This window comes from Caballeronia zhejiangensis, from assembly GCF_000698575.1.
Classification (GTDB): Bacteria; Pseudomonadota; Gammaproteobacteria; order Burkholderiales; family Burkholderiaceae; genus Caballeronia; species Caballeronia zhejiangensis.
Genome location: NZ_JFHD01000023.1, coordinates 40,395 through 63,386, shown reverse-complemented (window position 1 = coordinate 63,386; position 22,992 = coordinate 40,395). Strand labels below are relative to the sequence as shown.

Annotated in this window: 26 protein-coding genes; 5 read left to right on the top strand and 21 right to left on the bottom strand. The window is 63.9% G+C overall.

Annotated elements, in window-relative coordinates; all coding sequences use genetic code 11:
- Positions 1–8: 8 nt before the first annotated feature.
- The 6 genes from BG60_RS24560 to BG60_RS24535 form a co-directional block, all read right to left on the bottom strand.
- Positions 9–713 (bottom strand): FadR/GntR family transcriptional regulator, encoded by a 705-nt coding sequence (locus tag BG60_RS24560; RefSeq protein ID WP_008354096.1) that lies wholly within the window; start codon positions 711–713, stop codon positions 9–11.
- 87 nt (positions 714–800) lie between these two features.
- Positions 801–1,139: a thioredoxin family protein gene (locus BG60_RS24555; RefSeq protein ID WP_008354098.1), complete on the bottom strand. Its 339-nt coding sequence runs from the start codon at positions 1,137–1,139 to the stop codon at positions 801–803.
- Positions 1,140–1,194: 55 nt separating this feature from the next.
- Positions 1,195–1,722: a chromate transporter gene (locus tag BG60_RS24550; RefSeq protein ID WP_008354099.1), complete on the bottom strand. Its 528-nt coding sequence runs from the start codon at positions 1,720–1,722 to the stop codon at positions 1,195–1,197.
- Complete coding sequence (locus BG60_RS24545; protein WP_033536666.1) at positions 1,719–2,270, bottom strand: chromate transporter; 552 nt, start codon at positions 2,268–2,270, stop codon at positions 1,719–1,721. Before BG60_RS24545 ends, BG60_RS24550 begins: the two co-directional genes overlap by 4 nt.
- A 5-nt stretch (positions 2,271–2,275) precedes the next feature.
- Complete coding sequence (gene panE / locus BG60_RS24540; protein ID WP_008354101.1) at positions 2,276–3,202, bottom strand: 2-dehydropantoate 2-reductase; 927 nt, start codon at positions 3,200–3,202, stop codon at positions 2,276–2,278.
- A 29-nt stretch (positions 3,203–3,231) separates the two neighbouring features.
- Positions 3,232–3,573, bottom strand: coding sequence for a hypothetical protein (locus BG60_RS24535; protein ID WP_033536684.1), 342 nt, complete (start codon positions 3,571–3,573; stop codon positions 3,232–3,234).
- Between the two features lie 286 nt (positions 3,574–3,859).
- Here BG60_RS24535 and gndA point away from each other — a divergent pair, with 286 nt between their 5' ends.
- A complete protein-coding gene (gene gndA / locus BG60_RS24530) occupies positions 3,860–5,266 on the top strand; it encodes an NADP-dependent phosphogluconate dehydrogenase (RefSeq protein ID WP_008354103.1) in 1,407 nt (468 codons plus the stop codon).
- 145 nt (positions 5,267–5,411) lie between these two features.
- Here gndA and BG60_RS24525 read toward each other — a convergent pair whose 3' ends face one another.
- The 6 genes from BG60_RS24525 to BG60_RS24500 are packed head-to-tail and all read right to left on the bottom strand — an operon-like array spanning position 5,412 to position 12,143.
- The gene (locus BG60_RS24525; protein ID WP_008354104.1) at positions 5,412–6,536 is read right to left on the bottom strand and encodes a Gfo/Idh/MocA family protein; all 1,125 of its coding nucleotides are present in this window, start codon (positions 6,534–6,536) and stop codon (positions 5,412–5,414) included.
- Positions 6,533–7,600 (bottom strand): sugar phosphate isomerase/epimerase family protein, encoded by a 1,068-nt coding sequence (locus BG60_RS24520; protein WP_008354106.1) that lies wholly within the window; start codon positions 7,598–7,600, stop codon positions 6,533–6,535. The genes BG60_RS24525 and BG60_RS24520 overlap by 4 nt, the downstream gene beginning before the upstream one ends.
- Before the next feature lie 45 nt (positions 7,601–7,645).
- A complete protein-coding gene (locus BG60_RS24515; protein WP_008354107.1) occupies positions 7,646–8,611 on the bottom strand; it encodes a substrate-binding domain-containing protein in 966 nt (321 codons plus the stop codon).
- A 25-nt stretch (positions 8,612–8,636) separates the two neighbouring features.
- A complete protein-coding gene (locus tag BG60_RS24510) occupies positions 8,637–9,653 on the bottom strand; it encodes an ABC transporter permease (protein ID WP_008354108.1) in 1,017 nt (338 codons plus the stop codon).
- On the bottom strand, positions 9,634–11,121 hold the full coding sequence (locus BG60_RS24505) for a sugar ABC transporter ATP-binding protein (protein ID WP_034473140.1): 1,488 nt from the start codon (positions 11,119–11,121) through the stop codon (positions 9,634–9,636). Before BG60_RS24505 ends, BG60_RS24510 begins: the two co-directional genes overlap by 20 nt.
- A gap of 2 nt (positions 11,122–11,123) precedes the next feature.
- Positions 11,124–12,143 carry a LacI family DNA-binding transcriptional regulator gene (locus BG60_RS24500; RefSeq protein ID WP_008354110.1) on the bottom strand — a complete coding sequence of 340 codons (1,020 nt, stop codon included), beginning with the start codon at positions 12,141–12,143 and terminating at the stop codon, positions 11,124–11,126.
- Between the two features lie 193 nt (positions 12,144–12,336).
- Here BG60_RS24500 and BG60_RS24495 point away from each other — a divergent pair, with 193 nt between their 5' ends.
- On the top strand, positions 12,337–12,753 hold the full coding sequence (locus BG60_RS24495) for a YciI family protein (RefSeq protein ID WP_008354111.1): 417 nt from the start codon (positions 12,337–12,339) through the stop codon (positions 12,751–12,753).
- A gap of 9 nt (positions 12,754–12,762) precedes the next feature.
- Here BG60_RS24495 and BG60_RS24490 read toward each other — a convergent pair whose 3' ends face one another.
- From BG60_RS24490 to BG60_RS38315, 4 genes are all read right to left on the bottom strand, one after another.
- On the bottom strand, positions 12,763–13,956 hold the full coding sequence (locus BG60_RS24490) for a thiolase family protein (protein WP_008354112.1): 1,194 nt from the start codon (positions 13,954–13,956) through the stop codon (positions 12,763–12,765).
- 13 nt (positions 13,957–13,969) lie between these two features.
- Positions 13,970–14,677: an SDR family oxidoreductase gene (locus tag BG60_RS24485; protein WP_033536683.1), complete on the bottom strand. Its 708-nt coding sequence runs from the start codon at positions 14,675–14,677 to the stop codon at positions 13,970–13,972.
- Positions 14,678–14,758: 81 nt separating this feature from the next.
- Positions 14,759–15,187 (bottom strand): MarR family winged helix-turn-helix transcriptional regulator, encoded by a 429-nt coding sequence (locus BG60_RS24480; protein ID WP_033536665.1) that lies wholly within the window; start codon positions 15,185–15,187, stop codon positions 14,759–14,761.
- Positions 15,188–15,219: 32 nt separating this feature from the next.
- Positions 15,220–15,504 carry a hypothetical protein gene (locus tag BG60_RS38315; protein ID WP_144403747.1) on the bottom strand — a complete coding sequence of 95 codons (285 nt, stop codon included), beginning with the start codon at positions 15,502–15,504 and terminating at the stop codon, positions 15,220–15,222.
- Here BG60_RS38315 and BG60_RS24475 point away from each other — a divergent pair.
- Positions 15,477–16,631, top strand: a complete 1,155-nt coding sequence (locus BG60_RS24475) for a branched-chain amino acid ABC transporter substrate-binding protein (RefSeq protein ID WP_034473139.1) — start codon at positions 15,477–15,479, stop codon at positions 16,629–16,631. The genes BG60_RS38315 and BG60_RS24475 overlap by 28 nt on opposite strands.
- A gap of 36 nt (positions 16,632–16,667) precedes the next feature.
- On the opposite strand, the gene BG60_RS24470 is transcribed toward BG60_RS24475, so the two are convergent.
- The 5 genes from BG60_RS24470 to BG60_RS24450 all read right to left on the bottom strand — a co-directional run bounded on the left by BG60_RS24470 (position 16,668) and on the right by BG60_RS24450 (position 20,897).
- Positions 16,668–17,126, bottom strand: coding sequence for a Fis family transcriptional regulator (locus BG60_RS24470; protein ID WP_241484884.1), 459 nt, complete (start codon positions 17,124–17,126; stop codon positions 16,668–16,670).
- A 21-nt stretch (positions 17,127–17,147) separates the two neighbouring features.
- Positions 17,148–17,363: a hypothetical protein gene (locus tag BG60_RS24465; protein WP_008354118.1), complete on the bottom strand. Its 216-nt coding sequence runs from the start codon at positions 17,361–17,363 to the stop codon at positions 17,148–17,150.
- A gap of 215 nt (positions 17,364–17,578) precedes the next feature.
- On the bottom strand, positions 17,579–18,250 hold the full coding sequence (locus BG60_RS24460) for a response regulator (protein ID WP_008354119.1): 672 nt from the start codon (positions 18,248–18,250) through the stop codon (positions 17,579–17,581).
- Positions 18,247–19,731: a sensor histidine kinase gene (locus BG60_RS24455; RefSeq protein ID WP_008354120.1), complete on the bottom strand. Its 1,485-nt coding sequence runs from the start codon at positions 19,729–19,731 to the stop codon at positions 18,247–18,249. Before BG60_RS24455 ends, BG60_RS24460 begins: the two co-directional genes overlap by 4 nt.
- A gap of 254 nt (positions 19,732–19,985) precedes the next feature.
- A complete protein-coding gene (locus tag BG60_RS24450) occupies positions 19,986–20,897 on the bottom strand; it encodes a LysR substrate-binding domain-containing protein (RefSeq protein WP_034473137.1) in 912 nt (303 codons plus the stop codon).
- 130 nt (positions 20,898–21,027) lie between these two features.
- Between BG60_RS24450 and BG60_RS24445 the strand changes: the two genes are divergently transcribed.
- Together BG60_RS24445 and BG60_RS24440 are read left to right on the top strand one after the other, a co-directional pair.
- Positions 21,028–22,182 (top strand): methionine aminotransferase, encoded by a 1,155-nt coding sequence (locus BG60_RS24445; RefSeq protein WP_008354122.1) that lies wholly within the window; start codon positions 21,028–21,030, stop codon positions 22,180–22,182.
- A gap of 22 nt (positions 22,183–22,204) precedes the next feature.
- A complete protein-coding gene (locus BG60_RS24440) occupies positions 22,205–22,987 on the top strand; it encodes an ABC transporter substrate-binding protein (protein ID WP_008354124.1) in 783 nt (260 codons plus the stop codon).
- The last annotated feature ends 5 nt before the right edge of the window (positions 22,988–22,992 follow it).

Here is a 22,992-nt window from a genome sequence, read left to right as displayed (position 1 = left end):
CAGATTCCTTAACAGATGCCCGCTTCCGCCAGTCGGCGCGCGGCGTTGATGAGATGCGTCTGCGCGGCGTGGCGCGCGGCGTCGGGCTCGCGCGCGCGGATCGCCTCGACGATCGCCGCGTGCTCCTCGCGCACCTGACGCATGAAGTCCTCGCGCAGCGCCTCGTTGCCGCGCGTAACGAGCGTGCCCGCTTCCAGGTACTGGTTCAGAAACGTGAGGGTTTTCAGGAAGTACGGATTGCCGGTCGCGTTGGCGATTTCCCGATGGAACGCGACGTCCTCGGCGACGCCGTCGCGGCCATCGCGCACGGCTTCATCGATGGATGCGAGCGCGTCATCGATGGCGGCGAGTTGTTCGTCGGTACGCCGCTGCGCGGCTTCGGATGCCACTTCGGCCTCGATCGCCCGGCGCAGCGCGAGAATCTGCACGACCGCGCCGGGCTCGACCGCCTGCGCATAATCGATGCGCAACGGCCGAATCCCCGCGCGCTCGACGATGAATACGCCGCTGCCCTGACGCGGCTCGACCATGCCTTCGTTCTTCAGCCGCGAGATGGCTTCGCGAATGACCGTGCGGCTCACGCCGAATTCCTGCGCGAGCACCGCTTCGGTCGGCAGCTTGCCGGTCGCGGCGAAACTGCCCTTCTCGATCAACTTTTGCAATTGTTGCGCGACGGTGTCGCTCAACGCGCGCGGCGGAATTTTCTCGAACATGCGACTCGATGCGCCTCGTCAGGTCATCGGGTCATCATACAAATTTTTACGATGGAAGTGGACCGAGGAATAACCCTCGGTCGTGGCTTACTGCGCGAGCGGCTCGTCGATGAGCGCGAGCGCGTCACGAATTTCGGAGACGTCGCCGGGGCGCACGAGGCGCGCGACTTCCTTGCCGCCGAGCATGAAGACGAGCGTCGGCCAGAGCTTTACGCGAAACGAACGTCCGAGCGGGCGGCCGCTGCCATCCTCGATCTTGATGTGCTGCACCGCGCGATGATCCTGAAATGCCTGCGCGATCAACGGTTGCGCGGCACGGCAGAAACCGCACCAGTCGGTGCCGAACTCGACGACCGTCGGGCCGGTGAGCGCGTCGATTTCCGTGCGATCCGGTGCGGTCTTCGCGTATTCGATGTTCATGCTCATGGCGTGCTTCCTTGTCTTTTGTTGTCGATGAAGCCAGCAGAAAACTTGCCCGATCTTACTGGCCGAAACCCGTCAGCCCGATGAGCGCGCCGCCCGCGAGCAGCCACAGCGGATGCAGCTTCGTCCGGTACGAGACGAGCGCGACGAGCGCCGTGATGGCCGCGAGCGTCCAGGTTCCATCGGATGCCTCGGCGATCAGCAGCGCGCTCGCCGCGACGAGCCCGGCCGTGATCGGCACGAGCCCGAGCTGGATGAAGCGCCGCCACGGGCGATCCTTGAAGCGCTCCCACGCGTGCATCGCGGCGATCGTCACGAGCGACGACGGCCCGAACTTCGCGATCGACGTCACCAGCACGCCGGGCCAGCCGGCGACATGCCAGCCGATCAGCGTGACGACCATCATGTTCGGGCCCGGCGCGGCCTGCGCGACCGCGAAGAGCGCGGAGAAATCGGCCTTCGACATCCATTCGTGAACCTGCACGACCTGACGCTGCATTTCCGGCAGGATCGAATTGCCGCCGCCGAACGCGAGCAGCGAGAGCTGACTGAAGATCGCCGCGAGCGAAAGCAGATCGTTTTTCATCGGCGGACTTTCCACGCGATCAGCACCGAAATCGGCGTGAAGACGAGCATCGTCGGCAGGAGCGGCGTGCGCAGGATCGCTATCGACGCGAACATCAGAAGCGCGACGATCGCCGCTTCCGGCTTCCGGCGCAACGGCCACATGATCTTCGCCGCCATCGCGATGAGCAGGCCCGCCGCAGCCGCCGCGAGTCCCGCGAACAGATGCGCGATGCGCGGGTCCTGATGCGTGCGCTGATAGATCACGCCGAGCCCGATCACGATGAGCGACGGTCCGACAAGCAGCCCCAGCAAGCCCGCGAGCGCGCCCGGCACGCCGCGAAAGCGCATGCCGATTGCCACCGACAGATTGATCACGTTGCCGCCCGGCAGGAACTGACAGAGGCCGAGGAGATCGGTGAACGCGTCGGCGTCGAGCCATTTGCGGCGCTCGACGATCTCGCGCCGCGCGAGCGGCAGCGCGCCGCCGAACGCCGTCAGCCCGAGCGTCAGAAAGCCGATGAAGATTTCGGCGACCGTCGGCCGTGGCGCGTGGCCGTCGCCGGACATGAGGTTCACGCGCGTGCCCGGCGCGCTTCGTAGGCTTTCAGATGCGCGTACGCGACCGCCAGCGCCGACAGCCCGGCGATTTGCGTGCGCCGCCGCGACAGCAGATCGCCGACGATGTGATCCGCCTCGATCGGCGCGCCGTTCTCGAGATCGCGCAGCATCGATGCGGTCATCGGCGAGCCGCGCTCCGAGAAAAACGCCCGCGCGCGCGTGACGACCGCCTCGCCCGGTGCGTGCGCGTTGTCGCCGGCGATGCCGCAGCATTCGTCGAAGAGCTGGAACAGCAGCGCCTCGCCGCCCGGCGCCGCGAGAATATCGCCGATGGGCGCGCGCATCAGGCAGGTGCCGGTCGCGAGCGTGGCGAGGAACACCCACTTGTCCCACATCGACTGAAGGATGTCTTCGCTCACGTTTAAATCGAAGCCCGCGCCGTCGAGTTGCGCGGCGATTGCGTCGATGCGCGCCGAGCGGCCGCCCGTGCGCTCGCCGATAGTCATCGAATGCATGTTGTTCAGATGCACGATCTCGCCTTCGGCGTCGAGCGTCGCGGCGATCACGCATTGGCCGCCGAGCACGTTCGCGGGATCGAAGCGCGCGTCGAGCGCGTCGAGATGGCCCATGCCGTTCAGGAGCGGCAGGATCGCGGTATCGGGACCGACGGCGGGCGCGAAGGAATCGATCGCGCCTTGCAGGTCGTAGGCCTTGCAGCTCAGGAGCACGAGATCGTAAGGGCCGTCGATGTCTTTCGCGAGCACCATCGGCGGACAGGCGAACGCGAGATCGCCTTCCGGGCTCTTCACTTTCAGGCCGCACTGACGCAGCCGCTCGGCGCGGCGCTCGCGCACGAGAAAGGTCACGTCGCGGCCCGCTTCGAGCAGCCGTGCACCGAAATATCCGCCGATGGCCCCCGCGCCCACTACCAGAATCCGCATGTCTCGCTCCTTTTCGCTGTATGAATCGTTCACGCCTGCCAGACGCCATAGCCCGCTTCGCGCAAGCCGATCGCCAGTTCCACTTCCATGTCGCGCGCGCCGTCGTAGGGCATCGGGTTGTACATCTCATACAGTTGCGGCAGGAGCCGCAGTCCGTATTCGCGGACATAGCGATTCGACTGGATGCCGGCCTTGTGCTTGTCGAAGCGCACGTCGGGATCGATGCCCGTCATGCCCACGTAGACGAACGGCATGCCGATCACGTAATCCGGATTCGCGCGACGGAAACGCGCTTCGTTCCAGACCGTTCCGGACAGTTCGACGACGTAGACGGAGTAATGATGGCTGCGCGCGCGCCGGGCGGGCGGCATGTTTCGGATGGCCTTCGCGGCGTGCTCGTTGCGGGCGTCCATTCTATGACGGCGATGCTTTTGGCGCTCGATCGGACGGCGCGGCCCCTGCCGGATGCGTCTCAAAGTGGTAAATTCGGGCGGTCTGCGCTCGCGCAAAACGATCGGACATCGGCGCGGCCCATCGCGCCGCCGGTCGGAACCGGAGACGATCTCTCTCGCGCGGTCGCCGCCCCATCGACACGTTTTCATCCCGAAGCCGCGCGCCACGAGCCGCGCGACGCTTCGGTCATTCGGAGATCAAGCAATGAGCAAGCAAGCTATCGGCGTGGTAGGCCTCGCCGTCATGGGCCGCAACCTGGCCTTGAACATCGAGAGCCGCGGCCACGCCGTTTCGGTATTCAACCGCAGCCGCGCCAAAACCGACGAACTGATTGCCGAACATCCCGACAAGAAGCTCGTGCCGACCTACACGCTCGAAGAGTTCGTCGAGTCGCTCGAAAAGCCGCGCCGCATTCTGATGATGGTGAAGGCCGGCGCCGGCACCGACGAGACCATCGCTTCGCTGCGTCCGCTGCTGGAAAAGGGCGACATTCTCATCGACGGCGGCAACACGCATTTCACCGACACGATCCGCCGCAATCAGGATCTCGCGAAGTCGGGGCTGCATTTCATCGGCACGGGCGTGTCGGGCGGCGAGGAAGGCGCGCTCAAAGGCCCGTCGATCATGCCGGGCGGACAGAAGGAAGCGTACGAACTCGTCGCGCCGATCCTCACGGAAATCGCCGCGAAGGCGCCGGACGGCGAGCCGTGCGTCGCGTACATGGGCCCGGACGGCGCGGGCCATTTCGTGAAGATGGTGCACAACGGCATCGAATACGGCGACATGCAGTTGATCGCCGAGAGCTATGACGTGCTCAAGCGCGTCGCGGGTCTGTCGAACGAAGAGCTGGGCAAGGTGTATGTGGAGTGGAATCAGGGCGAACTGGACAGTTACCTGATCGAAATCACGTCGAAGATTTTCTCGAAGAAGGACGAGGAAACCGGCAAGGATCTCGTCGATGTGATTCTCGACCGCGCCGCGCAAAAGGGCACGGGCAAGTGGACGAGCCAGAACGCGCTGGACCTCGGCGCGCCGCTGCCCTTGATTACGGAAGCGGTGTTTGCGCGCGTGCTGTCGTCGCTGAAGACGCAGCGTGTGGCGGCGAGCAAGGTGCTGGCGGGCCCGACGCCGAAGTTCGACGGCGATCGCGCGGCGTTCGTCGAGTCGGTGCGGCGTGCGCTGTATCTGTCGAAGATCGTCTCGTATGCGCAAGGTTTTGCGCAGTTGCGCGCGGCGTCGGAAGAGTACAAGTGGGATCTGCATTACGGCGAGATCGCGAAGATTTTCCGGGCGGGCTGCATCATCCGCGCGCGCTTTTTGCAGAAGATCACCGATGCTTATGCTGCGAAGCCCGACCTCGCGAATCTGTTGCTCGATCCGTATTTCAGCGATATCGCGGCGAAGTATCAGGAAGCGCTGCGCGATGTCGTCGTGGCGGCCGTGAAGGCGGGGATTCCGGTGCCGGCGTTCTCGTCGGCGATTGCTTACTTCGATGCGTATAGGTCGGAGAGGTTGCCCGCGAACCTGGTGCAGGCGCAGCGCGATTTCTTCGGCGCGCATACGTTCGAACGCACGGATAAGGAAGGGAGTTTTCACGCGAATTGGGCGTGAGGATCTGACTGAACAGATCGAGAGCATGAGACGCGGCTTTCTTTGGAAGCCGCGTTTTTTCTTGCAGCCAAGCTGCGAAATCTTCGATTCGCAATCGAGCGTTTGGCGCGCATTTCGGCTGAAGGCGAAGAAAGTGGGTATTCGACTAATTCTTCAGCCCCACCCACTCCCCATTCCGCCCCCCACTCCTCAACACCGCCTCCACGAACCGCAACCCCGCGACCCCATCCTCGACGGTCGTCAGCCAGTCATCCCCCTGCGTCGTCCCGCTCGCGATACACGCCGCCGCATCCGTATAAACCTGCGCGAACGCTTCCAGATACCCTTCCGGATGTCCCGCCGGCACGCGCGTCGCGTGCAGCGCTTCAGGACTTTGCACGCGCCCGCGCGTGATGCGCTCGGACGCGCCGCCTATCGGCGTGAACCACAATTCGTTCGGCTTCTGTTGATCGAACGCAATGCCCGCCTTCGTCCCATACACGCGCAATCGCAACGCGTTCTCCTCGCCGGCCGCGACCTGACTCGCCCACAACATGCCACGCGCGCCGTTCTCGTAGCGCAACATCGCCTGCACATGATCGTCCACACGACGATTCGGCACGAACGTCGTCACATCGGCGGCAAGCTCGGATGGCCGCATCCCCGTCACGTATTCCGCAAGCTGATACGCGTGCGTGCCGATATCGCCGAGACATCCCGCCGGTCCAGCGAGCGCGGGATCGGTGCGCCATACGGCCTGCCGGTTCGCCTGCGTCTCGACAGGAAGAGACAGCCAGTCCTGCGCATACTCGACCTGCACCACGCGAATGTCGCCGAGCAAGCCGCGCTGCACCATTCCGCGCGCATGCCGCACGAGCGGATAACCCGTGTAGGTATAAGTCACCGCAAACACGCGATCCTTCTCGCGCGCGAGCTTCGCCAGCGCCTCGCCTTCATCGAGCGAAACGGCGAGCGGCTTGTCGCAAATCACGTGAATGCCCGCTTCGAGAAAAGCGGTCGCGATCGGCGCATGCAGATGATTCGGCGTGACGATCGCGACCGCCTCGATGCCGTCCGAGCGTCCAGCCTCGATGCGCGCCATCTCGCGAAAATCGTCGTAGCTGCGCGCGAGCCCGATCGCCGCGGCGCTCGATGCCGCGCGCCGCGCATCCGACGACAACGCGCCCGCGACGAGTTCGTAGCGATCGTCGAGCCGCGCCGCAATGCGATGCACCGCGCCGATGAACGCGCCCTCGCCGCCGCCGACCATCCCCAACCGCACGCGATTCATCGCTTGTCTCCGGAATCGATGCCGAGCACGCCGCGCATCTGCTCGCGGCTCGCGCCGCTGCCCGCGAAGTCATCGAAGGCGCGCTCGGCCACGCGGATGATGTGATCGCGGATGAACACCGCACCTTCGCGCGCGCCGTCTTCCGGATGCTTCAGCGCGCATTCCCATTCGAGCACGGCCCAGCCGCCGAAATCGTATTGCGCCATCTTCGAGAAGATCGCCTTGAAGTCGATCTGGCCATCGCCCAGCGAACGGAAGCGGCCGGCGCGATCGACCCATCCGGAATAGCCGCCGTACACGCCCTGTTTCCCGCTCGGCCGGAACTCGGCGTCCTTTACGTGAAACGCCTTGATGCGCGCGTGATAGATGTCGATGAACGCAAGGTAGTCGAGCTGCTGCAACATGAAGTGGCTCGGATCGAACAGGATGTTCGCGCGCGGATGATCGTCCACCGCCGCGAGAAAACGCTCGAACGTCACGCCGTCATGCAGGTCTTCGCCAGGATGAAGCTCGTAACACACGTCGATGCCCGCGCGATCGAACTCGTCGAGAATCGGACGCCAGCGGTTCGCAAGCTCTTCGAACGCGGCTTCGACGAGACCCGCCGGACGCTGCGGCCACGGATACACATACGGCCACGCGAGCGCGCCCGAAAACGTCACGTGCGCGTTCAAGCCGAGACGCTTCGACGCCGCCGCCGCGAGCTTCATTTGCGCGATCGCCCATTCGGTCCGCGCGGCCGGATCGCCCCGCACATGCGGCGCGGCGAAGCCATCGAACAGCGTGTCGTATGCGGGATGCACGGCGACCAGTTGCCCTTGCAGATGCGTCGACAACTCGGTGATCGCGACGCCCGCATCGTCGACGGTGCGGCGAATCTCATCGCAATACGCATCGCTCGATGCGGCCTTCTCCAGATCGATCAGACGCGGATCGGCAGGCACCTGTATGCCCTTGTAACCGAGCGACGCCGCCCACGACGCGAGATTCGCGAGCGTATCGAACGGCGCCTGATCGCCCATGAACTGTGCGAGAAATATCGCCGGGCCTTTGATGGTTTTCATCTTTCGCCTCCACAAAAAGAAGGCCGGATGAACGGCCTTCGCGCATCAGAACGGCGAGTTCGGGAAATAGAACTGCTTGGCGTTGTCCTTCGTGATGAGCACCGACGGGATGATCGTCGTCGGCGGCAGCTTGTCGCCCTTCAGGCGCGCTTCGGCGGTCAGCTTGATCGCGTCGTAGATGAACTTCGGCGAATACGAGACATCGGCCGGCACGCGCGCATCGCCGTCCATGATGCGCTTCACCGCTTCCTTCGATCCCGCGCCGCCGAACACGATCTTGATGTCCGTGCGCTTCGCCTGATCGATCGCCTTCAGCACGCCGACCATCATGTCGTCATCCGCGGCCCACACGGCGTCGATATGCTTGAAGCGCGTGAGATAGTCCTGCATTACCTTGAACGCATCGTCGCGATTCCAGTTGGCGTATTTCGCATCGAGAATCTTGATGTCGGGATATTGCTTCAGCACGCCTTCGAAGGCGTTCCAGCGCTCGTTGTCGAGTGTCGTCGGAATGCCGCGCAGCGCGACGATATCGCCCTTGCCGTTCAACTGTTTCGCGAGAAACTCGGCGGGAATCTTGCCGAAAGCGGTGTTGTCGCCGGCGACGTACGCGTCCTGCGCGCTCGTGTCGGTCAGGCCGCGATCGACCACCGTCACATACACGCCTTTCTTCTTGACCTGCGCGACCGGTTGCGTGAGCGACGCCGATTCCTGCGGGAAGATCACGAGCGCATTGATCTTGTTGACCGTGACCAAATCCTGCAACTGGTTCGCCTGCTCGGGCGCGGTGCTCGCCGTCTTCACGATCACCTTCAGGTCGGGATGCGCCTTTTCCAGTTCCTTCTTCGCTTCGTTGGCCCACCACACGATGCCGCCCGTGAAGCCGTGATCGGCGGTCGGAATGGCGACGCCCAGCACGACCTTGTCGGCGGCGAATGCGGACGACGATGCAGCGGCGAACGCGCTCGCCGTCAACGTGAGCGCGCCGAGCGCGCGAAGCATTTTCTTCATGACGATGTCTCCTGTTTTATGACTATCAACGACGACCGCGCTGCAGGAATGCTACGAGGATGATGACGGCGCCCTGCACCGCCGCATTCAGATACACGCTGATGATGCTCGTGAGATTCAAAATGTTGTTGATGACCGAAAGCAGAATCGCGCCGATGACCGTGCCGATCACGCGCCCTTCGCCGCCCTTCAGCGCCGTGCCGCCGACCACGACGGACGCGATCGCTTCGAGTTCCCACAGGAGGCCCGTCGTCGGCGTGGCGGAGCCTAAGCGCGGCACATACAGAATCGTCGCGACGGCCACGCATAAACCGAGCAGCACATACGTGACGATCTTCACACGATCCACGCGAATCGCCGCATAACGCGCGACCTGTTCGTTCGATCCGATCGCCTGCACATGACGCCCGTACACCGTGCGATTGAGCACGAGCGCACCGCCCGCCGCCACGATCGCGAACACCCAGATCGGCACCGGAACATGCAGCAGACTCGCGTAATAAACCGGCCCGTAAAGATCGACGAGCGAGTTGTCGAGCGTGAGCGCGCCGCCATCCGCGAGCCATGTGAGCAGCGCGCGAAATATGCCGAGCGTGCCGAGCGTGACGATGAACGGCTCGATGCGACCTTTCGTCACGAGCACGCCATGCGCGAAGCCGAACAGCGCGCCGAGCACGAGCGCGAGCACGATGCCGAGCGCGATGATCAGAAGCGGCGGCACCGCGTGGCCGTGAAAGCCCTGCATCAGCGCGTTCATCATGTAGATCATGCTGCCCGCGATGAGCGCGGCCATCGAACCGACCGACAGATCGATGCCGCCCGAGATGATGACGAAGGTCATCCCCACCGCGATGATGCCAATGAACGACGTGCGCGTGAGCACGTTCATCGCGTTGTCGACGGTGGCGAAATCGCCGTTGAGCAAGGTGCCGCCGATACACAGCGCGATCAGCCCGATGAGCGGCCCGACGCCGAACATGAAGCGCGCGACGGTGGAGAGACGGCTCTCGCTTTCGGTGTCTTCAGTGTGTGCCGGTCGCATGCGCGATCAACCTCTCTTCGGTCAAAAGATCCATGCCGAGTGTCGCGACGAGTTCGCCCGCGCGCATCACCGCGACGCGATGACACACGCCGATCAGCTCGATCAGTTCGGACGAGATCACGATCACCGCGCGGCCTTCCGCGGCCAGCCGATGAATCAGGAAATAGATATCGCGTTTCGCGCCGACATCGACGCCGCGCGTGGGTTCGTCGAGCACGATCACGCGCGGATCGGGATTCAGGAACTTCGCGAGCGCGAGCTTCTGCTGATTGCCGCCCGACAGCATGCGCGCGCGTATCGACGCGTTGCCGGTGCGTATGCCGAAGTCCTTCACCGCCGCGTTCAGGGCTTCGCGTTCCGCGCGCGTATCGATGAGCGGATGCGCGTAGCGCTCCAGCGTCATCATCGTGAGATTGTCTTTCAGCGCCATGTCGACGTGAAGGCCGCGCCCCTTTCTGTCTTCGCTCAGATAAGTGAGGCCTTGCTGCATCGCTTCGCGCGGGCCTTTGAGCTTGACCGTTTTTCCGTCGATGACGACGCGCCCCGCACAGAGCGGACGCAGGCCGACGAGCGCTTCGAACAGCTCCGTGCGCCCCGCGCCGACGAGTCCCGCGAAGCCGAACACTTCGCCCTTGCGCACCGAAAAGCCGATGCCGTCGGCCCAGCCCGGCACCGAGGCGCCTTCGACTTCGAACGCGACCGGCGCGTCGTCGGGCAAGTGCGGCTTGTCGGAGAACATGTCGGAGACTTCGCGGCCGACCATCAGATTGGCCATCTGCTGACGCGTCAGCTCGTCGGTCGGCGCGCGCGCGACGAAGCGGCCATCGCGCATCACGATCACTTCGTCGGTCACGCGTTCCACTTCGTCGAGCTTGTGCGAGATATAGACGATGGTCGTGCCCGCTTCCTTCAGACGCGCCATCAGGCCGAAGAGACGCTGCGTCTCCGATGGCGTCAACGTCGCGGTCGGTTCGTCCATGATGAGCAGGCGCGCGCTGCGCAACATCGCCTTCGCGATCTCGACGAGCTGCTTCTCCGCGACGATCAGATCGCGCACCTTCGTATCGGGATTCTTGTGCAGGCCGACGTCGTTCAACGCGGCGCGGGCATCGTCGCGCATCGCGGCTTCATCGAGGAAGAAGCCTTTCTTCAGCTCGTGCCCGAGGAACATGTTCTGCGTGATGCTCAAATGATCCGCGAGATTCAATTCCTGATGGATCAGCACGATGCCCGCATGTTCGGCATCGCGCGAACTCGCGAAGTCGCGCGCGCGTTCATCGACGAAAAGCTCGCCCGCGTTCGCACGCTCGTAGCCCGCGAGAATCTTCATCAGCGTGGACTTGCCCGCGCCGTTCTCGCCGAGCAATCCGTAGATGCGGCCCGGCGCGAGATCGAAGCTGACGCCGTGCAGCACGCGCACCGGCCCGAACTGCTTTTCGATGCCCTGAAAGCGCACGGCGAGGCTCATCGTCACGCGCTCCTTCTTCGAATCAGCCGATGCGGCAGCAGCACGCCCGGCACATCCGCGCGCGGGTCGCGCAGGCGCTTGAGCAGCAGGTCGGCTGCGGTTTCGCCGAGCAGTTGCATCGGCTGCGAAACGGTCGTGAGCGGCGGATCGACATGCGCGGCAACGGCGATATCGTCGAAGCCGACGACAGCGACATCGTCGGGCACTGAAAAGCCCGCGCCGCGAAAGCCGTTCATCACGCCGATGGCGAGCGTGTCCGACACGGCGAAGGCGGCCGTCGGACGCGCATCGCCCAACGATGCGAGTTGCGCGGCCGCGCGCTCGCCCGCGTCGTAATCGAGGCTGTCGAGTTCGATCAGCCACTCCGCGCGCGGCTCGATGCCGGCTTCGATCAACGCATCGCGATAGCCCGCGAGCCGCTGTCGTCCATACAGATAACCCTGACCCGAGTTGATGAGCGCAATGCGCCGATGCCCCTTCGCCGTCAGATAACGCACGACATCGCCCGCGGCGAGATGATTGTCGATGCCGACGTACGGCACGCCCGCCGCCGGATCGAACTCGCAGCACGCGACCCACGGCAGCGTCGACGCTTCTTCGGCGAGCGCTTTTTGCACGGCGGCGGGATCGAGACAGATGGCGCCATCGGCGCGGCGGCCGCGCAGCAGATCGAAATAGCTTCGCTCGCGCAACGGGTCCGCGCCGGTATCGCACAGCAGCATGAAGTAGCCGTTCTGACGCGCGACGCTGTCGATGCCGCGCACGATCGCCGAATAGAACGGATTGCCGAAGTCGGGGACCATCGTGAGGAGCAGGCGGCTTTCGGCCGTGCGCAGATTGCGCGCCAGCTCGTTGATGCGATAGCCGCTCGTCGCGACCGCTTCGAGCACTTTTTCGCGCGTCGTCTCGCGAACGTTCGTGTGTCCGTTGAGCACGCGCGATACGGTCGCGACCGACACGCCCGCGCGTTCAGCGACGTCGGCAATCGATACTTCTTCGCGTGGTCGAACCGTATCTGACATCGCTTTGCCGCGCGTCGCGATCGAGATGTAATGGATTACATTATTTGATCTTACGGGTCGCGAAGGCAACAGCAATCGACTAGGGAAAAACGCTTAAGGGCGGGCATGTCGATCTCGTGTCATGTTGCTCGTCGTTAGGTGTGAGCGTACCGAAGACGCTCGATAAATGCACCAACTTCCAGGAGCGATCCACATGCGATTCATGATGCTGATGATTCCGCGCGGCTACGAAAGCGCCGAACCGGGCACGATGCCGAGCGCCGAAGCCGTCGCCGCAATGATGAAATACAACGAGGAATTGCAGAAGGCCGGCGTGCTGCTCGCGCTCGACGGACTGCATCCGCCGTCGATGGGCGCGCGCGTCACGTTCGAAGGCGGCAAGCCGCGCGTCATCGACGGACCGTTCGCCGAAGCGAAGGAAGTGCTCGGCGGCTACTGGATGGTCCAGGTGAAGTCGCGCGAGGAAGCGATCGAATGGGCGAAGCGTTGCCCCGGATCGGATACGGAGATGATCGAAGTGCGGCAGGTCATGGAGATGGACGATTTCCCGCCGGACGTGCAGCAAGCCGCGGCGGGTTTCGATGACATGCAGAAGAACGCGAAGCGCTGACGCGAACGCCTACGCGATCGCTTCCAGCGCGAGCGCGATGCCCTGCCCGCCGCCGATGCACAGCGTCACGATCGCGCGCTTCACGCCGTCGCGGCGCATCGCGTGGGCGAGGCGCGTCGTCAGCACGGCGCCCGTCGCGCCGATCGGATGACCGTGCGCGATCGCGCCGCCTTCGACGTTGACGATGTCGTCGGGCACGCCGAGCGTTCGCGCCACCGCGATCGGCACCGCCGCGAACGCTTCGTTGATCTCGAAGCGCTCGACATCGCCGAGCGTCCATCCCGCGCGCTGCAACGCCTGCTGCACGGCGGGCACCGGACCGAGCCCGAACATCCCCGGCTCGACGGCCGCGACGCCGAACGCCGCCAGGCGCACGAACGGTTCGATGCCGCGCGCGTCCGCTTCGTTGCGGCTCGTCACGATCATCGCCGATGCGCCGCTGTTCAGCCCCGGCGCATTGCCGGCCGTAATCGTGCCGTTGGGACGGAATGCCGGACGCAATTTCTCCAGCGCCGCGAAATTCGTGTCGGGACGCGGCTGCTCATCGCGCGCAAACGCAACGGTTTCCTTGCCCGCCTTCACATCGACGCCGACGATTTCCGCATCGAACGCGCCGTCCTTCTGCGCCGCCGCAAACGACTGCTGCGAGCGCTCGGCCCAGCGATCCTGCGCCTCGCGCGTGATATCGAACTTCGACACGAGATCTTCCGTGTGCCAGCCCGAATGCTCGCCCGAGAACGCATCGACGAGACCGTCGCGCAGCAGGCTGTCGTAGATCTGCGCGTTGCCCATGCGATAACCGCGACGACCGCCATCGAGCAGATACGGCGCGCGGTCCATGTTCTCCATGCCGCCCGCGATGGCAAGCCGCGAGACGCCCGCCGCGATTTCCGTCGCCGCCGTCGCCACGGCCTGCGCGCCGGAGCCGCACACGCGATTGACCGTCAGCGCGGGCACGGAAACCGGCACGCCGCCGCCGACCGACGCCTGTCGCGCCGGATTCATGCGGTTGCCCGCCTGAATGACGTTGCCGAACACGACCGAATCCACCGATGACGGATCGAGCGCCGAACCCGCGCGCCGCAACGTTTCCGCGATGACGGCCGCGCCCAGATCGACGGCCGGCGTGTCCTTCAGCGAGCCGCCGAACGCGCCGATCGCCGTACGCACCGGATGACACAACACGATGTCCTGCGCAAACATGGCGAGCCTCCGATCAGCGCGGAATGCCGGTGAGGTAGATGGGGGCGTCGGTCGACAGCGATTGCTTGACCGCGCGCCCGGTGTCATCGACGAGCACTTCTTCCTGATTCTTCTCCACCGCCGCGAGCACTTCGCGCACGACATGTTCCGGCGTCGATTTCGGCGCGGTGACTTGCGCGGTCATGTCGGTATCGATGTAACCGGGATGCGCCGCCACGACGAGCGTGCCCTGCTCGCGCAATTCCTCGCGCAGGGCGTTCGTGGCCGCCCACGCCGCCGCCTTCGAGATGTGATACGCGCCGCCCGCCGGCAACGAGACCCAGCTCAGCACCGAAAGAACGTTGATGACCGCGCCGCCGCCGTTCTTCTTCAGCACGGGCGCGAATGCCTGCGTGAGCGCGATGGGGCCGAACGTGTTGATTTCGAGCAGATCGCGAATGCCTTGCGTCGATGCCGGATCGACGAGCAAGCCGCGCGTCGTCACGCCCGCGTTGTTGACGATCACTTGGACGTCGGTGTAGGTCGCCGCTGCTTCCGCGATGTCGGCGGCGTTCGTCACGTCGAGGCGGATCGCTTCGACGCCCGGAATGTCGACGCTCTTCGGATCGCGCGCGGCCGCATAAACCTTCGCCGCGCCCGCTTCGATCAACGACTTCGCAAATTGCTTGCCGAGCCCGCGATTGGCGCCGGTGACGAGTACCACTTTTCCTTTGACCTGCATGATTTGCTCCGCTTGATTGTGCATACGCACTAATGCCGATGAATAAAAGGCTCGCACGCGGCGAGCCAGCGCTTGATCAACTCACTCCATCGTCGTCAATTCGAACAGCGACTGGCGCAATGCCTTCGCGCGTTTCTCGCCGAACTTCGTTTCGAATTCCGCCTGCGCCGCGCGCCATTGCGCCGCTGCCTTCACGAGCGTTTCCTTGCCGGTTGCCGTGAGACGCAAGCCGACCGCGCGCGAACTCGCCGATTCCTGCGCCGCTTCGACGAGACCGTCGCGCTGCAAGGGCTTGAGCGCACGCACGAGCGTCGTGCGGTCCATCACCATCGAATCGGCGAGTTCGAGCATCTGCACGCCGGGCTTGCGCCCGATCGCCGCGAGAATCGTGAACTGCGCCGCCGTGATGCCCGCTACGCTCAAATGCCGCTCGTACATTTGCGACACATAACGCGCCGCCTGACGGATCGCAAAACAGTTGCAGTCGAGAGGAGAAGAGTTGGAAGTCATGCCACGCAGAATATTTGTGCATATGCACTTTGTCAAGCGGCGGGATTCAATCGGCCCGATAGCAGCGTCTCGCGGATGGTCGGGAATCGTCGCGCGCGGCGCATCGGCGAAACGCCCGAAGCCGCCATGGGGTTGAGATCGCGGCGTATCGGGCCTATGCCGAAATCCGCATCGGACGCGCGACTAAACACCAAGACGCGCCGAAATTGGCTCCCTACATTTCGCTTGTCCGATGCCAGGGCGTTCCATTCGATTTCGATTTGCCAGATCAAAAAGGAGAGGGAAAACCATGCGCTTCCGTACCAGACCTTTGGCATGGCTCGTGGCGTGCGCCGCGGCCACGCTCGGCGCCGTGCCTTTTGCCGCGAGCGCCGACGAACTTCCGGTGAAAGTGGGTTTCGCGGCGCCGCTGACCGGCGCGAACGCGGGTTACGGGAAGGATCTCCAGAACGGCGTGCAGCTCGCGCTCGATGAAGCCAACGCGAAAAAGATCACGATCGGTGGCAAGACGGCCAAGTTCGAGATCCGCGCGGAAGACGATCAGGCCGATCCGCGCGTCGGCGTGCAGGCGGCGCAGAAGCTCGTCGACGATGGCGTGGTCGTCGTCGTCGGACACTTCAATTCGGGCACGACGCTGCCCGCATCGCCGATCTACAACAACGCCGGCATCCCGACGATCGATCCCGCCGCGACCAATCCCACCATCACGACGCGCGGCCTCGCGAACATGTTCACGGTGATTTCCAGCGACGCGCAGAACGCGGGCAACGCCGGCGTCTACGCGGTGACGACGACGAAGGCGAAGCGCATCGCGATCATCGACGATCGCACGGCCTTCGGTCAGGGCGAGGCCGACGAGTTCGAGAAGGCGGTGAAGGCGAAAGGCGGCACGATCGTCACGCGCGAATACAGCGACAATCAGACCGTCGATTTCAGCGCGCAACTGACGCGCATCAAGTCGACCAACGCGGATCTGATCTTCTTCGGCGGCCTCGACCGGCAGGCGGCGGCGGTCGTCAAGCGGATGAAGCAGCTCGGCATGAACGCGCAGTTCGTGGGCGGCGGCGGCGTGATGGACGCGGATTTCCTCAAGCTCGCCGGCGACGCCGCCGAGGGCGCGCAGGCGTGGGAATACGGCAGCCCGCTCGACAAGCCGCCCGAAGGCAAGGCATTCAGCGAGAAGTTCCAGAAGCGCTTCGGCGTCGCGATCCTGTCGTATGCGCCGTTCGGCTACGACGCCGCGTGGGCCGCGATCAACGCGATGCAGAAAGCCAATTCCATCGATCCGAACGTGTACCGGCCGGTGCTGAAGACCAACAAGTTCGACGGCATCACGGGGCCGATCGCGTTCGACGACAACGGCGCGTTGAAGAACGCATCGTCGACGCTGTATCAGGTGAAGAACGGGCAGTGGGAATCGGTCGTGACGAAGCACGGCATGTGATCGAAACGCTTCGCGCGGCCGCCCGCGCGAAGCGTTTCAATGCGTGGGCGAATCGCTCGGGCGCGGCAACGTCGCGATGAAACGTTCGAGATGCTCGTTGCATTCGATGACCGCTGAAAGACACACTTCTCTCATCTGCCGGTCGTGCTCGTTGATCACCGCAGTGAGCCGCGGCACCGCAGTCGCGGGAAGGCGCCAGTCGCCGACCGTCAGGCCGCGGTCGAGCAACGCGAGCACGTCGCCCTGCACTTCATCGAGCGTCGCGCGGTCCAGAATGCCGAAGCCCGCCTCGGTCAAGAGTCCCGACAGCAGCACGGCCTGCGCGATGCACTGCGCCTCGATCAGACTCGCCCGGCCACGCTTGACCGATTCGAGTGCGATCCGGCATTGAAGGATGACTTTGTCCGCCTCGACGCGCGGCATCGGCAGCCAGTAGATTCTGGCGTTCCGGTCTCGCGACGGTTTCGGGAGCCTTCGTATTTTCGTGTTCGACATCGTCTCGACTCCTCGTGGCGTTCAATCGACAAGCAGAAGACAAGCCAGCGAAACGAAACACAGAAGCGCGCTGAGACAGAAGAACCGGTCGGATTTCGCCAGCGGTCCACGCGGCGTCTGCGGCAAGGGCGCGTCGTCCCGGATGATTCTCAAGACCGCGACGTACTCCACGATCGAACAGCACAGCATGACCGCCGCTGCGAGCAGAAAAGCAACAACCAGAATGTTGATCGACATAACTTCATGCACCCCCGATAGTGGTCGCAATGGTCCGGCGCGCCATGTCAAGAAGTGAAACGCGATTCACGCGCACATGACGTCCGACTGTTCCGGTCAGCGCATCATTCGCGCTTGTCGCGGAACATGAAACGCATCCTAGCCGCTCGAATCTTTCACGGCGCTATCGCGCGTGCTACGCATATCTAAGTATTGTCACCGAGCGCACACATCGATCATTCTTCGCGTGCGCGCAGGATATAGCCGAGACCGCGCAACGTCATGATCTGCGCGTTCGTTTCGGCCAGCCGCTTGCGCAAGCGATGAATATAGATGTCGATGGCATCGGCGCTGGCGACATCGTCGAGACTGAAGATGCATTCCATCAGCATCGACTTCGACACGGTCTTGTCCTGCCGCAGGATCAGCGCTTCGAGAATCGCGTGCTCGCGACGTCGCAGCGAAATGGGCGCGCCCCGATAGCTGAACTCGCGCGTGGCGAATGCATACCGGAGATCGCCGCACATCAGCGCGACGGCTTTCTGCGCGCTCTGACGACGCACCAGAGCCTTGATGCGGGCCACCAGTTCACGCGCATCGAAAGGCTTGACGACGAAATCGTCCGCGCCCGCTGCGAAGCATTCCACCTTGTCCTCGATCGATCCGTGCGCGGTCAGCATCAGTACGGGCACGGTGTCGCCGCGGCGCCGCAGCCGTCCGAGCAGTTCCTTGCCGCTCATCGCGGGCAGGCGCATGTCCAGCAACACGACATCGTAGGTGCATTGATTGAGGATCGACGTGGCGCATTCCGCGTTCGGCACATGATCGACGATGAAAGAATCCGCCTTCAACAGACTCACGATCCAGTGCGCCAGCTCGGCGTTGTCTTCGACGAGCAGCAGCTTCATCGGATGTCCCCGCCGGACCATGCGGGCAGCCTGACCGACACGGACAATCCTGCACGCGCGTAGCCCGCCCCGAGCGTGACGGTGCCGCCGTGGCGCAGCGCGATCTCCCGCACGATCGGCAGCCCGAGCCCGGTGCCATCGGTAAAAGCAGACGCGCGATAGAAGCGCTCGAACACATGCGCGCGTGCCTCGGCGGAAAGCCCCGGACCGTTGTCGACCACCTGCAACAGAACCTGCTCGTGCGAACGCCTGACGATCACGGTGACGCGCCCGCCCGGCTGCGTGTAGCGAATGGCGTTGTCGACGAGGTTCGACACGAGCGCGGACAGCAGCGCCGCGTTGCCGGCCACCATCGTGCCCGGTTCGGTTGCTGCGCCAAGGTCGATATCACGCCGCTGCGCCAGCACGATCAGTTCTTCGAGCACGGACTCGACGACATCCGTCATGTCCGTCATCGTTCGTATGGGTTCGGGCGTGGACTCTGCCTGCGCGAGCATCAGCAGTTGCTTCGTTACGGCTTTCATCTTTTTCATGCTCCGGCCCGCGCTCTTGAGCGCGATCTCGCATGCGCGCTCGCCGCCGCAGTTCAGGCAAGCGTATTGGATCTGAGTGTCGAGAAGCGTGAGCGGCGTGCTGAGCTGATGCGCCGCATCGGACACGAAATCGCGCTGTGTCCGCGCGTGATGCCTGACTTGCGCGATGCATTGATTGAGGGCGTCGACGATCGGCCGGAGTTCGCGTGGCAAAGCTTGCGCGCGCATCGGATCGATTTCCAGCGGCGAGCGCCCGGCGAGGTCGTCCTTCAGGCGCATCAGCGGACGGAGCGCGGCCGCGAGACCGAGCGGAACGAGCGCGGCGACCAGCGCGAGCATCACGCATGCGCGCAGCAACTGCGGGCGCCATAGCTGATCGCGCATGGCATGCCGCGAAGCCCGCGTCTTGGCGACGATGACCCGCGCCGCCACCACCTTGCCGTCATCGAACAGAAAACGCGGATAAGAGATGGCGCGAACCTTCGTACCCTCGAACTCGGCGTCGAAATAAACGGGATGTGAGCTTTCGCGCTCGGGCATCGGAAGCTCCGGCCTGCCGCCGAGCAATCGGCCGCGTTCGGCGACGACCTTGTAATACACGCGATCCCGATATGGCGACTCGAACATTTCGAGGGCCGCTGGCACGATCTTGACGGTGAGTTCGCGATCGGACCACTCGATGCCATCGCCGATGGTCCGTGCGGAGGCAAGGAGCGCCGCGTCCTCCATCATGTCCGCCGTGCGGCACGCGGAATCGTACGAAGCGATCGATGTAATCAGCACGAAAAGGGCAAGCGGCGCGAGCAGCCAAAGAAGCAGGCGTATGCGCAGGCTCGTCCGTCCGCATCTCGCGAACCGCGCGCACGCCGGCCGCAGCGGACGTTTCAGATTGTCGGCAGACGTGGCTTCGCCGGATTGCCGGTGTCCGTTGATTTCACGCCCGGGCATAGGCACTCGCGCTCGGGCCGTATGAAGCGAAGGATCTGAGTCGCACCCAGGCATCTCCGTCTGTTCGCAGGCGGCGGCTGTCGCAGCCTGTCATCTTTTGTGTGCGGATTGTAGTGGGCCGAATCCTTCGCAGTTCTTTCGCAGATTCCTATTCTTAATACGGAGTTTCCATGAGTCGAAGAAACTCAAACATCGGCCGTTTAGGAATAGTTCTACGTTCTGCAGGATGTGCTTAACCCATAACCCGCAGCGGATCAAAGATTGCGACGAAGATTTTCACGCGTGTGCGCCGCCTCATCGGCAAGCCATTGCGCGAACTGCTGCAACGCGGGCGACGGCGCGGGCCGCTCCGGATACACGAGGTAGTACGCCGCGCCGCTCGGCACGCACAGCGAAAACGGCGCGATGACGCGCCTGGCGCGCAGGTCTTCTTCGATCAGCGAGAGGTCGCCGATCGTCACGCCCAAACCCTGCATCGCCGACGAAATCGCCAGATCGAGCGTGTCGAAATGCTGCGCTTTCGTCGACGGCAGGCCGGCGTAACCGTAAGCGCCGAGCCACAGTAGCCAGTCGCGGCGGTCGCGCGTTGGATGCAGCAGCGTTTTCCCGGCGAGATCGTCGGGTGTTGGCGAGGCGTTCTTCTTAGGCTTCCACAATTCAGGCGCGCAAACCGGCGTCAGCACTTCATCGAAAAGATGATGCACGCTCGCGCCCTTCCCCGACGGCGCCGCGCCGAAGACGATCGCTGCGTCGAACTGCTCCGCGCTGAATTCGACGCCATGCGCCACCGACGCCGTCACTTCCACGACCAGTTCGGGCCGCTCGTTCTGCAGGCGGATCACGCGCGGCAGCACCCAGCGCATCGCGCAGGTCGGGCACTTCACGCGCAGAATGCCGGATTGCGCGCCGCCTTTCGCGAGGGCATCGTCGATCTGTCCGAACGCCTGCTGCAACGGCGCGACCAGCAACGCGCCATGATGCGTGAGCGCGAGCCCGCGCGCCTGCCGCGTGAAAAGCGCATAACCGAGATGCGCCTCCAGCCCGGCGATCTGACGGCTGACCGCGCCCTGCGTCACGTTCAGCACCTCGGCCGCGCGCGTGAAATTCAGTTTCTGCGCTACCACCAGAAAGGTTTTGAGCACGTCGAGGGAAGGCAGGGGTTTCATCGGGTTTTTGACATATAGCCATGATCTGCAAGCATGGCTAGTATGACAAAGTTTCGATTGTCCGCGCTTTATTGCTGCGGTTGAATCGACGGCAGATTTTCGTCGAACCGCAATTCCGGAGACATCCGCCGTGCAAAGCGCCTGCATTCCCGAGTCGAAGCTGCCGAACGTCGGCACGACCATTTTTACCGTCATCGGCCAGTTGGCTGACGAGCATCACGCGCTCAACCTGTCGCAAGGCGCGCCGAACTTCGCGTGCGATTCGAAGCTCATCGAAGGCGTCGAGCGAGCCATGCGGGCAGGACATAACCAGTACTCGCCGATGTCCGGCGTGCTCGCGCTTCGCGAAGCCATCGCCGTGAAAACGCAGAAGCTCTACGGCGCAACCTACGATCCGGGCACGGAAGTCACCGTCGTCGCGAGCGCGAGCGAAGGCCTGTACGCGACGATCAGCGCGCTCGTGCATCCCGGCGACGAAGTGATTTACTTCGAACCATCGTTCGACAGTTACGCGCCGATCGTGCAGTTGCAGGGCGCGAAGCCCGTCGCGATCAAGCTCTCGCCGCAGGATTTCCGCATCGACTGGGACGAGGTCGCCGCCGCGATCACGCCGAAGACGCGCATGATCCTCGTCAACACGCCGCACAACCCGACGGGCAGCGCGTTCACATCCGCCGACGTCGAGCGGCTCGCGGCGCTCACGCGCGACACGAAGATCATCGTGCTGTCGGACGAAGTCTACGAGCACGTCGTATTCGACGGCGCGCTGCATCACGGCATGGCGCGTTATCCGGCGCTGGCCGAGCGCAGCGTCATCGTGTCGTCGTTCGGCAAGTCGTATCACGTAACGGGCTGGCGCGTCGGCTACTGTCTCGCGCCCGCCGCGCTGACGGCGGAAATCCGCAAGATTCACCAGTTCATGACCTTCTCCGCCGATACGCCGATGCAAATGGCCTTCGCCGAAGCGCTCGCGGATGAATCGAGCTATCTGAATCTCGGGCCGTTCTATCAGCACAAGCGCGATCTGCTCGCAGAATCGCTGAAAGCATCGCGCTTCGAGTTGTTGCCGAGTGCGGGCAGTTTCTTCATGCTGGCGCGTTACGACGCGATTTCCGATCAAGGCGACAGCGATTTCGTGCTGCGCCTGATTCGCGAGGCGCGCGTCGCGACGATTCCGCTGTCGGCGTTCTATACCGACGGCACCGACAACCGCGTGATCCGTCTTTCGTTCGCGAAGGACGACGACACGCTCATCGAAGGCGCGCGCCGCCTTTGCTCGATCTGACGATTTCCTGGAGACCAACACGATGAAACTGAACCACATCGCCAGCGCGCTGTTCCTCGCATGCACGTTCACAAGCGGCGCCGCGCTTGCCGCCGATACGCTGCGCTTCGGCCTCGAAGCGCAATATCCGCCGTTCGAATCGAAATCGTCGACGGGCGAGTTGCAAGGGCTCGACATCGACGTCGGCAATGCCGTGTGCGCCGCCGCGAAAATGCAGTGCAAATGGGTCGAGACCTCGTTCGACGGCCTGATCCCCGCGCTGCAGGGCCGCAAGTTCGACGCGATCAACTCGGCGATGAACGCGACCGAGCAGCGCCGCCAGGCGATCGATTTCACGACGGTCGTGTATCGCGTGCCGACGCAGCTCATCGCGAAGAAGGGCAGCGGCATCGAGCCGACGTCGGCATCGCTGAAGGGCAAGAGCGTCGGCGTGCTGCAAGGCTCGATTCAGGAGACGTTCGCGAAGGCGCACTGGGAAAACGACGGCGTGAAGGTCGTGCCGTATCAGGATCAGAACCAGGTCTACGCCGATCTGAAGTCCGGCCGTCTCGACGCGACGCTCGTGCTCGCGCCCGCGGGACAGAGCGGCTTCCTGTCGAAGCCGGACGGCGAAGGCTTCGCGTTCGCCGGTGCGCCCGTGCGCGACGACAAAATTCTCGGCAGCGGCATCGCCTATGGCATCCGCAAGGGCGACGATGCGCTCAAGACCAAGCTCAACGCGGCGATCGAGAAGGTCAAGGCGGACGGCACCATCGACAAGTACGCAAAGAAGTATCTGGGCGATATCGATATTTCGGCGAAGTAAGCAGC

What these genes read in the sequence shown, in the direction of transcription:
- BG60_RS24485 (WP_033536683.1), bottom strand. Translation starts at nt 14,677, where the DNA reads ATGCAGGTCAAAGGAAAAGTGGTACTCGTCACCGGCGCCAATCGCGGG.
- BG60_RS24480 (WP_033536665.1), bottom strand. Translation starts at nt 15,187, where the DNA reads ATGACTTCCAACTCTTCTCCTCTCGACTGCAACTGTTTTGCGATCCGT.
- BG60_RS38315 (WP_144403747.1), bottom strand. Translation starts at nt 15,504, where the DNA reads ATGCCAAAGGTCTGGTACGGAAGCGCATGGTTTTCCCTCTCCTTTTTG.
- BG60_RS24490 (WP_008354112.1), bottom strand. Translation starts at nt 13,956, where the DNA reads ATGTTTGCGCAGGACATCGTGTTGTGTCATCCGGTGCGTACGGCGATC.
- panE (WP_008354101.1), bottom strand. Translation starts at nt 3,202, where the DNA reads ATGCGGATTCTGGTAGTGGGCGCGGGGGCCATCGGCGGATATTTCGGT.
- BG60_RS24460 (WP_008354119.1), bottom strand. Translation starts at nt 18,250, where the DNA reads ATGAAGCTGCTGCTCGTCGAAGACAACGCCGAGCTGGCGCACTGGATC.
- gndA (WP_008354103.1), top strand. Translation starts at nt 3,860, where the DNA reads ATGAGCAAGCAAGCTATCGGCGTGGTAGGCCTCGCCGTCATGGGCCGC.
- BG60_RS24550 (WP_008354099.1), bottom strand. Translation starts at nt 1,722, where the DNA reads ATGAAAAACGATCTGCTTTCGCTCGCGGCGATCTTCAGTCAGCTCTCG.
- BG60_RS24535 (WP_033536684.1), bottom strand. Translation starts at nt 3,573, where the DNA reads ATGCCGCCCGCCCGGCGCGCGCGCAGCCATCATTACTCCGTCTACGTC.
- BG60_RS24470 (WP_241484884.1), bottom strand. Translation starts at nt 17,126, where the DNA reads ATGTCGAACACGAAAATACGAAGGCTCCCGAAACCGTCGCGAGACCGG.
- BG60_RS24525 (WP_008354104.1), bottom strand. Translation starts at nt 6,536, where the DNA reads ATGAATCGCGTGCGGTTGGGGATGGTCGGCGGCGGCGAGGGCGCGTTC.
- BG60_RS24520 (WP_008354106.1), bottom strand. Translation starts at nt 7,600, where the DNA reads ATGAAAACCATCAAAGGCCCGGCGATATTTCTCGCACAGTTCATGGGC.
- BG60_RS24475 (WP_034473139.1), top strand. Translation starts at nt 15,477, where the DNA reads ATGCGCTTCCGTACCAGACCTTTGGCATGGCTCGTGGCGTGCGCCGCG.
- BG60_RS24505 (WP_034473140.1), bottom strand. Translation starts at nt 11,121, where the DNA reads ATGAGCCTCGCCGTGCGCTTTCAGGGCATCGAAAAGCAGTTCGGGCCG.
- BG60_RS24500 (WP_008354110.1), bottom strand. Translation starts at nt 12,143, where the DNA reads ATGTCAGATACGGTTCGACCACGCGAAGAAGTATCGATTGCCGACGTC.
- BG60_RS24450 (WP_034473137.1), bottom strand. Translation starts at nt 20,897, where the DNA reads ATGAAACCCCTGCCTTCCCTCGACGTGCTCAAAACCTTTCTGGTGGTA.
- BG60_RS24440 (WP_008354124.1), top strand. Translation starts at nt 22,205, where the DNA reads ATGAAACTGAACCACATCGCCAGCGCGCTGTTCCTCGCATGCACGTTC.
- BG60_RS24455 (WP_008354120.1), bottom strand. Translation starts at nt 19,731, where the DNA reads ATGCCCGGGCGTGAAATCAACGGACACCGGCAATCCGGCGAAGCCACG.
- BG60_RS24560 (WP_008354096.1), bottom strand. Translation starts at nt 713, where the DNA reads ATGTTCGAGAAAATTCCGCCGCGCGCGTTGAGCGACACCGTCGCGCAA.
- BG60_RS24495 (WP_008354111.1), top strand. Translation starts at nt 12,337, where the DNA reads ATGCGATTCATGATGCTGATGATTCCGCGCGGCTACGAAAGCGCCGAA.
- BG60_RS24515 (WP_008354107.1), bottom strand. Translation starts at nt 8,611, where the DNA reads ATGAAGAAAATGCTTCGCGCGCTCGGCGCGCTCACGTTGACGGCGAGC.
- BG60_RS24555 (WP_008354098.1), bottom strand. Translation starts at nt 1,139, where the DNA reads ATGAGCATGAACATCGAATACGCGAAGACCGCACCGGATCGCACGGAA.
- BG60_RS24545 (WP_033536666.1), bottom strand. Translation starts at nt 2,270, where the DNA reads ATGTCCGGCGACGGCCACGCGCCACGGCCGACGGTCGCCGAAATCTTC.
- BG60_RS24510 (WP_008354108.1), bottom strand. Translation starts at nt 9,653, where the DNA reads ATGCGACCGGCACACACTGAAGACACCGAAAGCGAGAGCCGTCTCTCC.
- BG60_RS24465 (WP_008354118.1), bottom strand. Translation starts at nt 17,363, where the DNA reads ATGTCGATCAACATTCTGGTTGTTGCTTTTCTGCTCGCAGCGGCGGTC.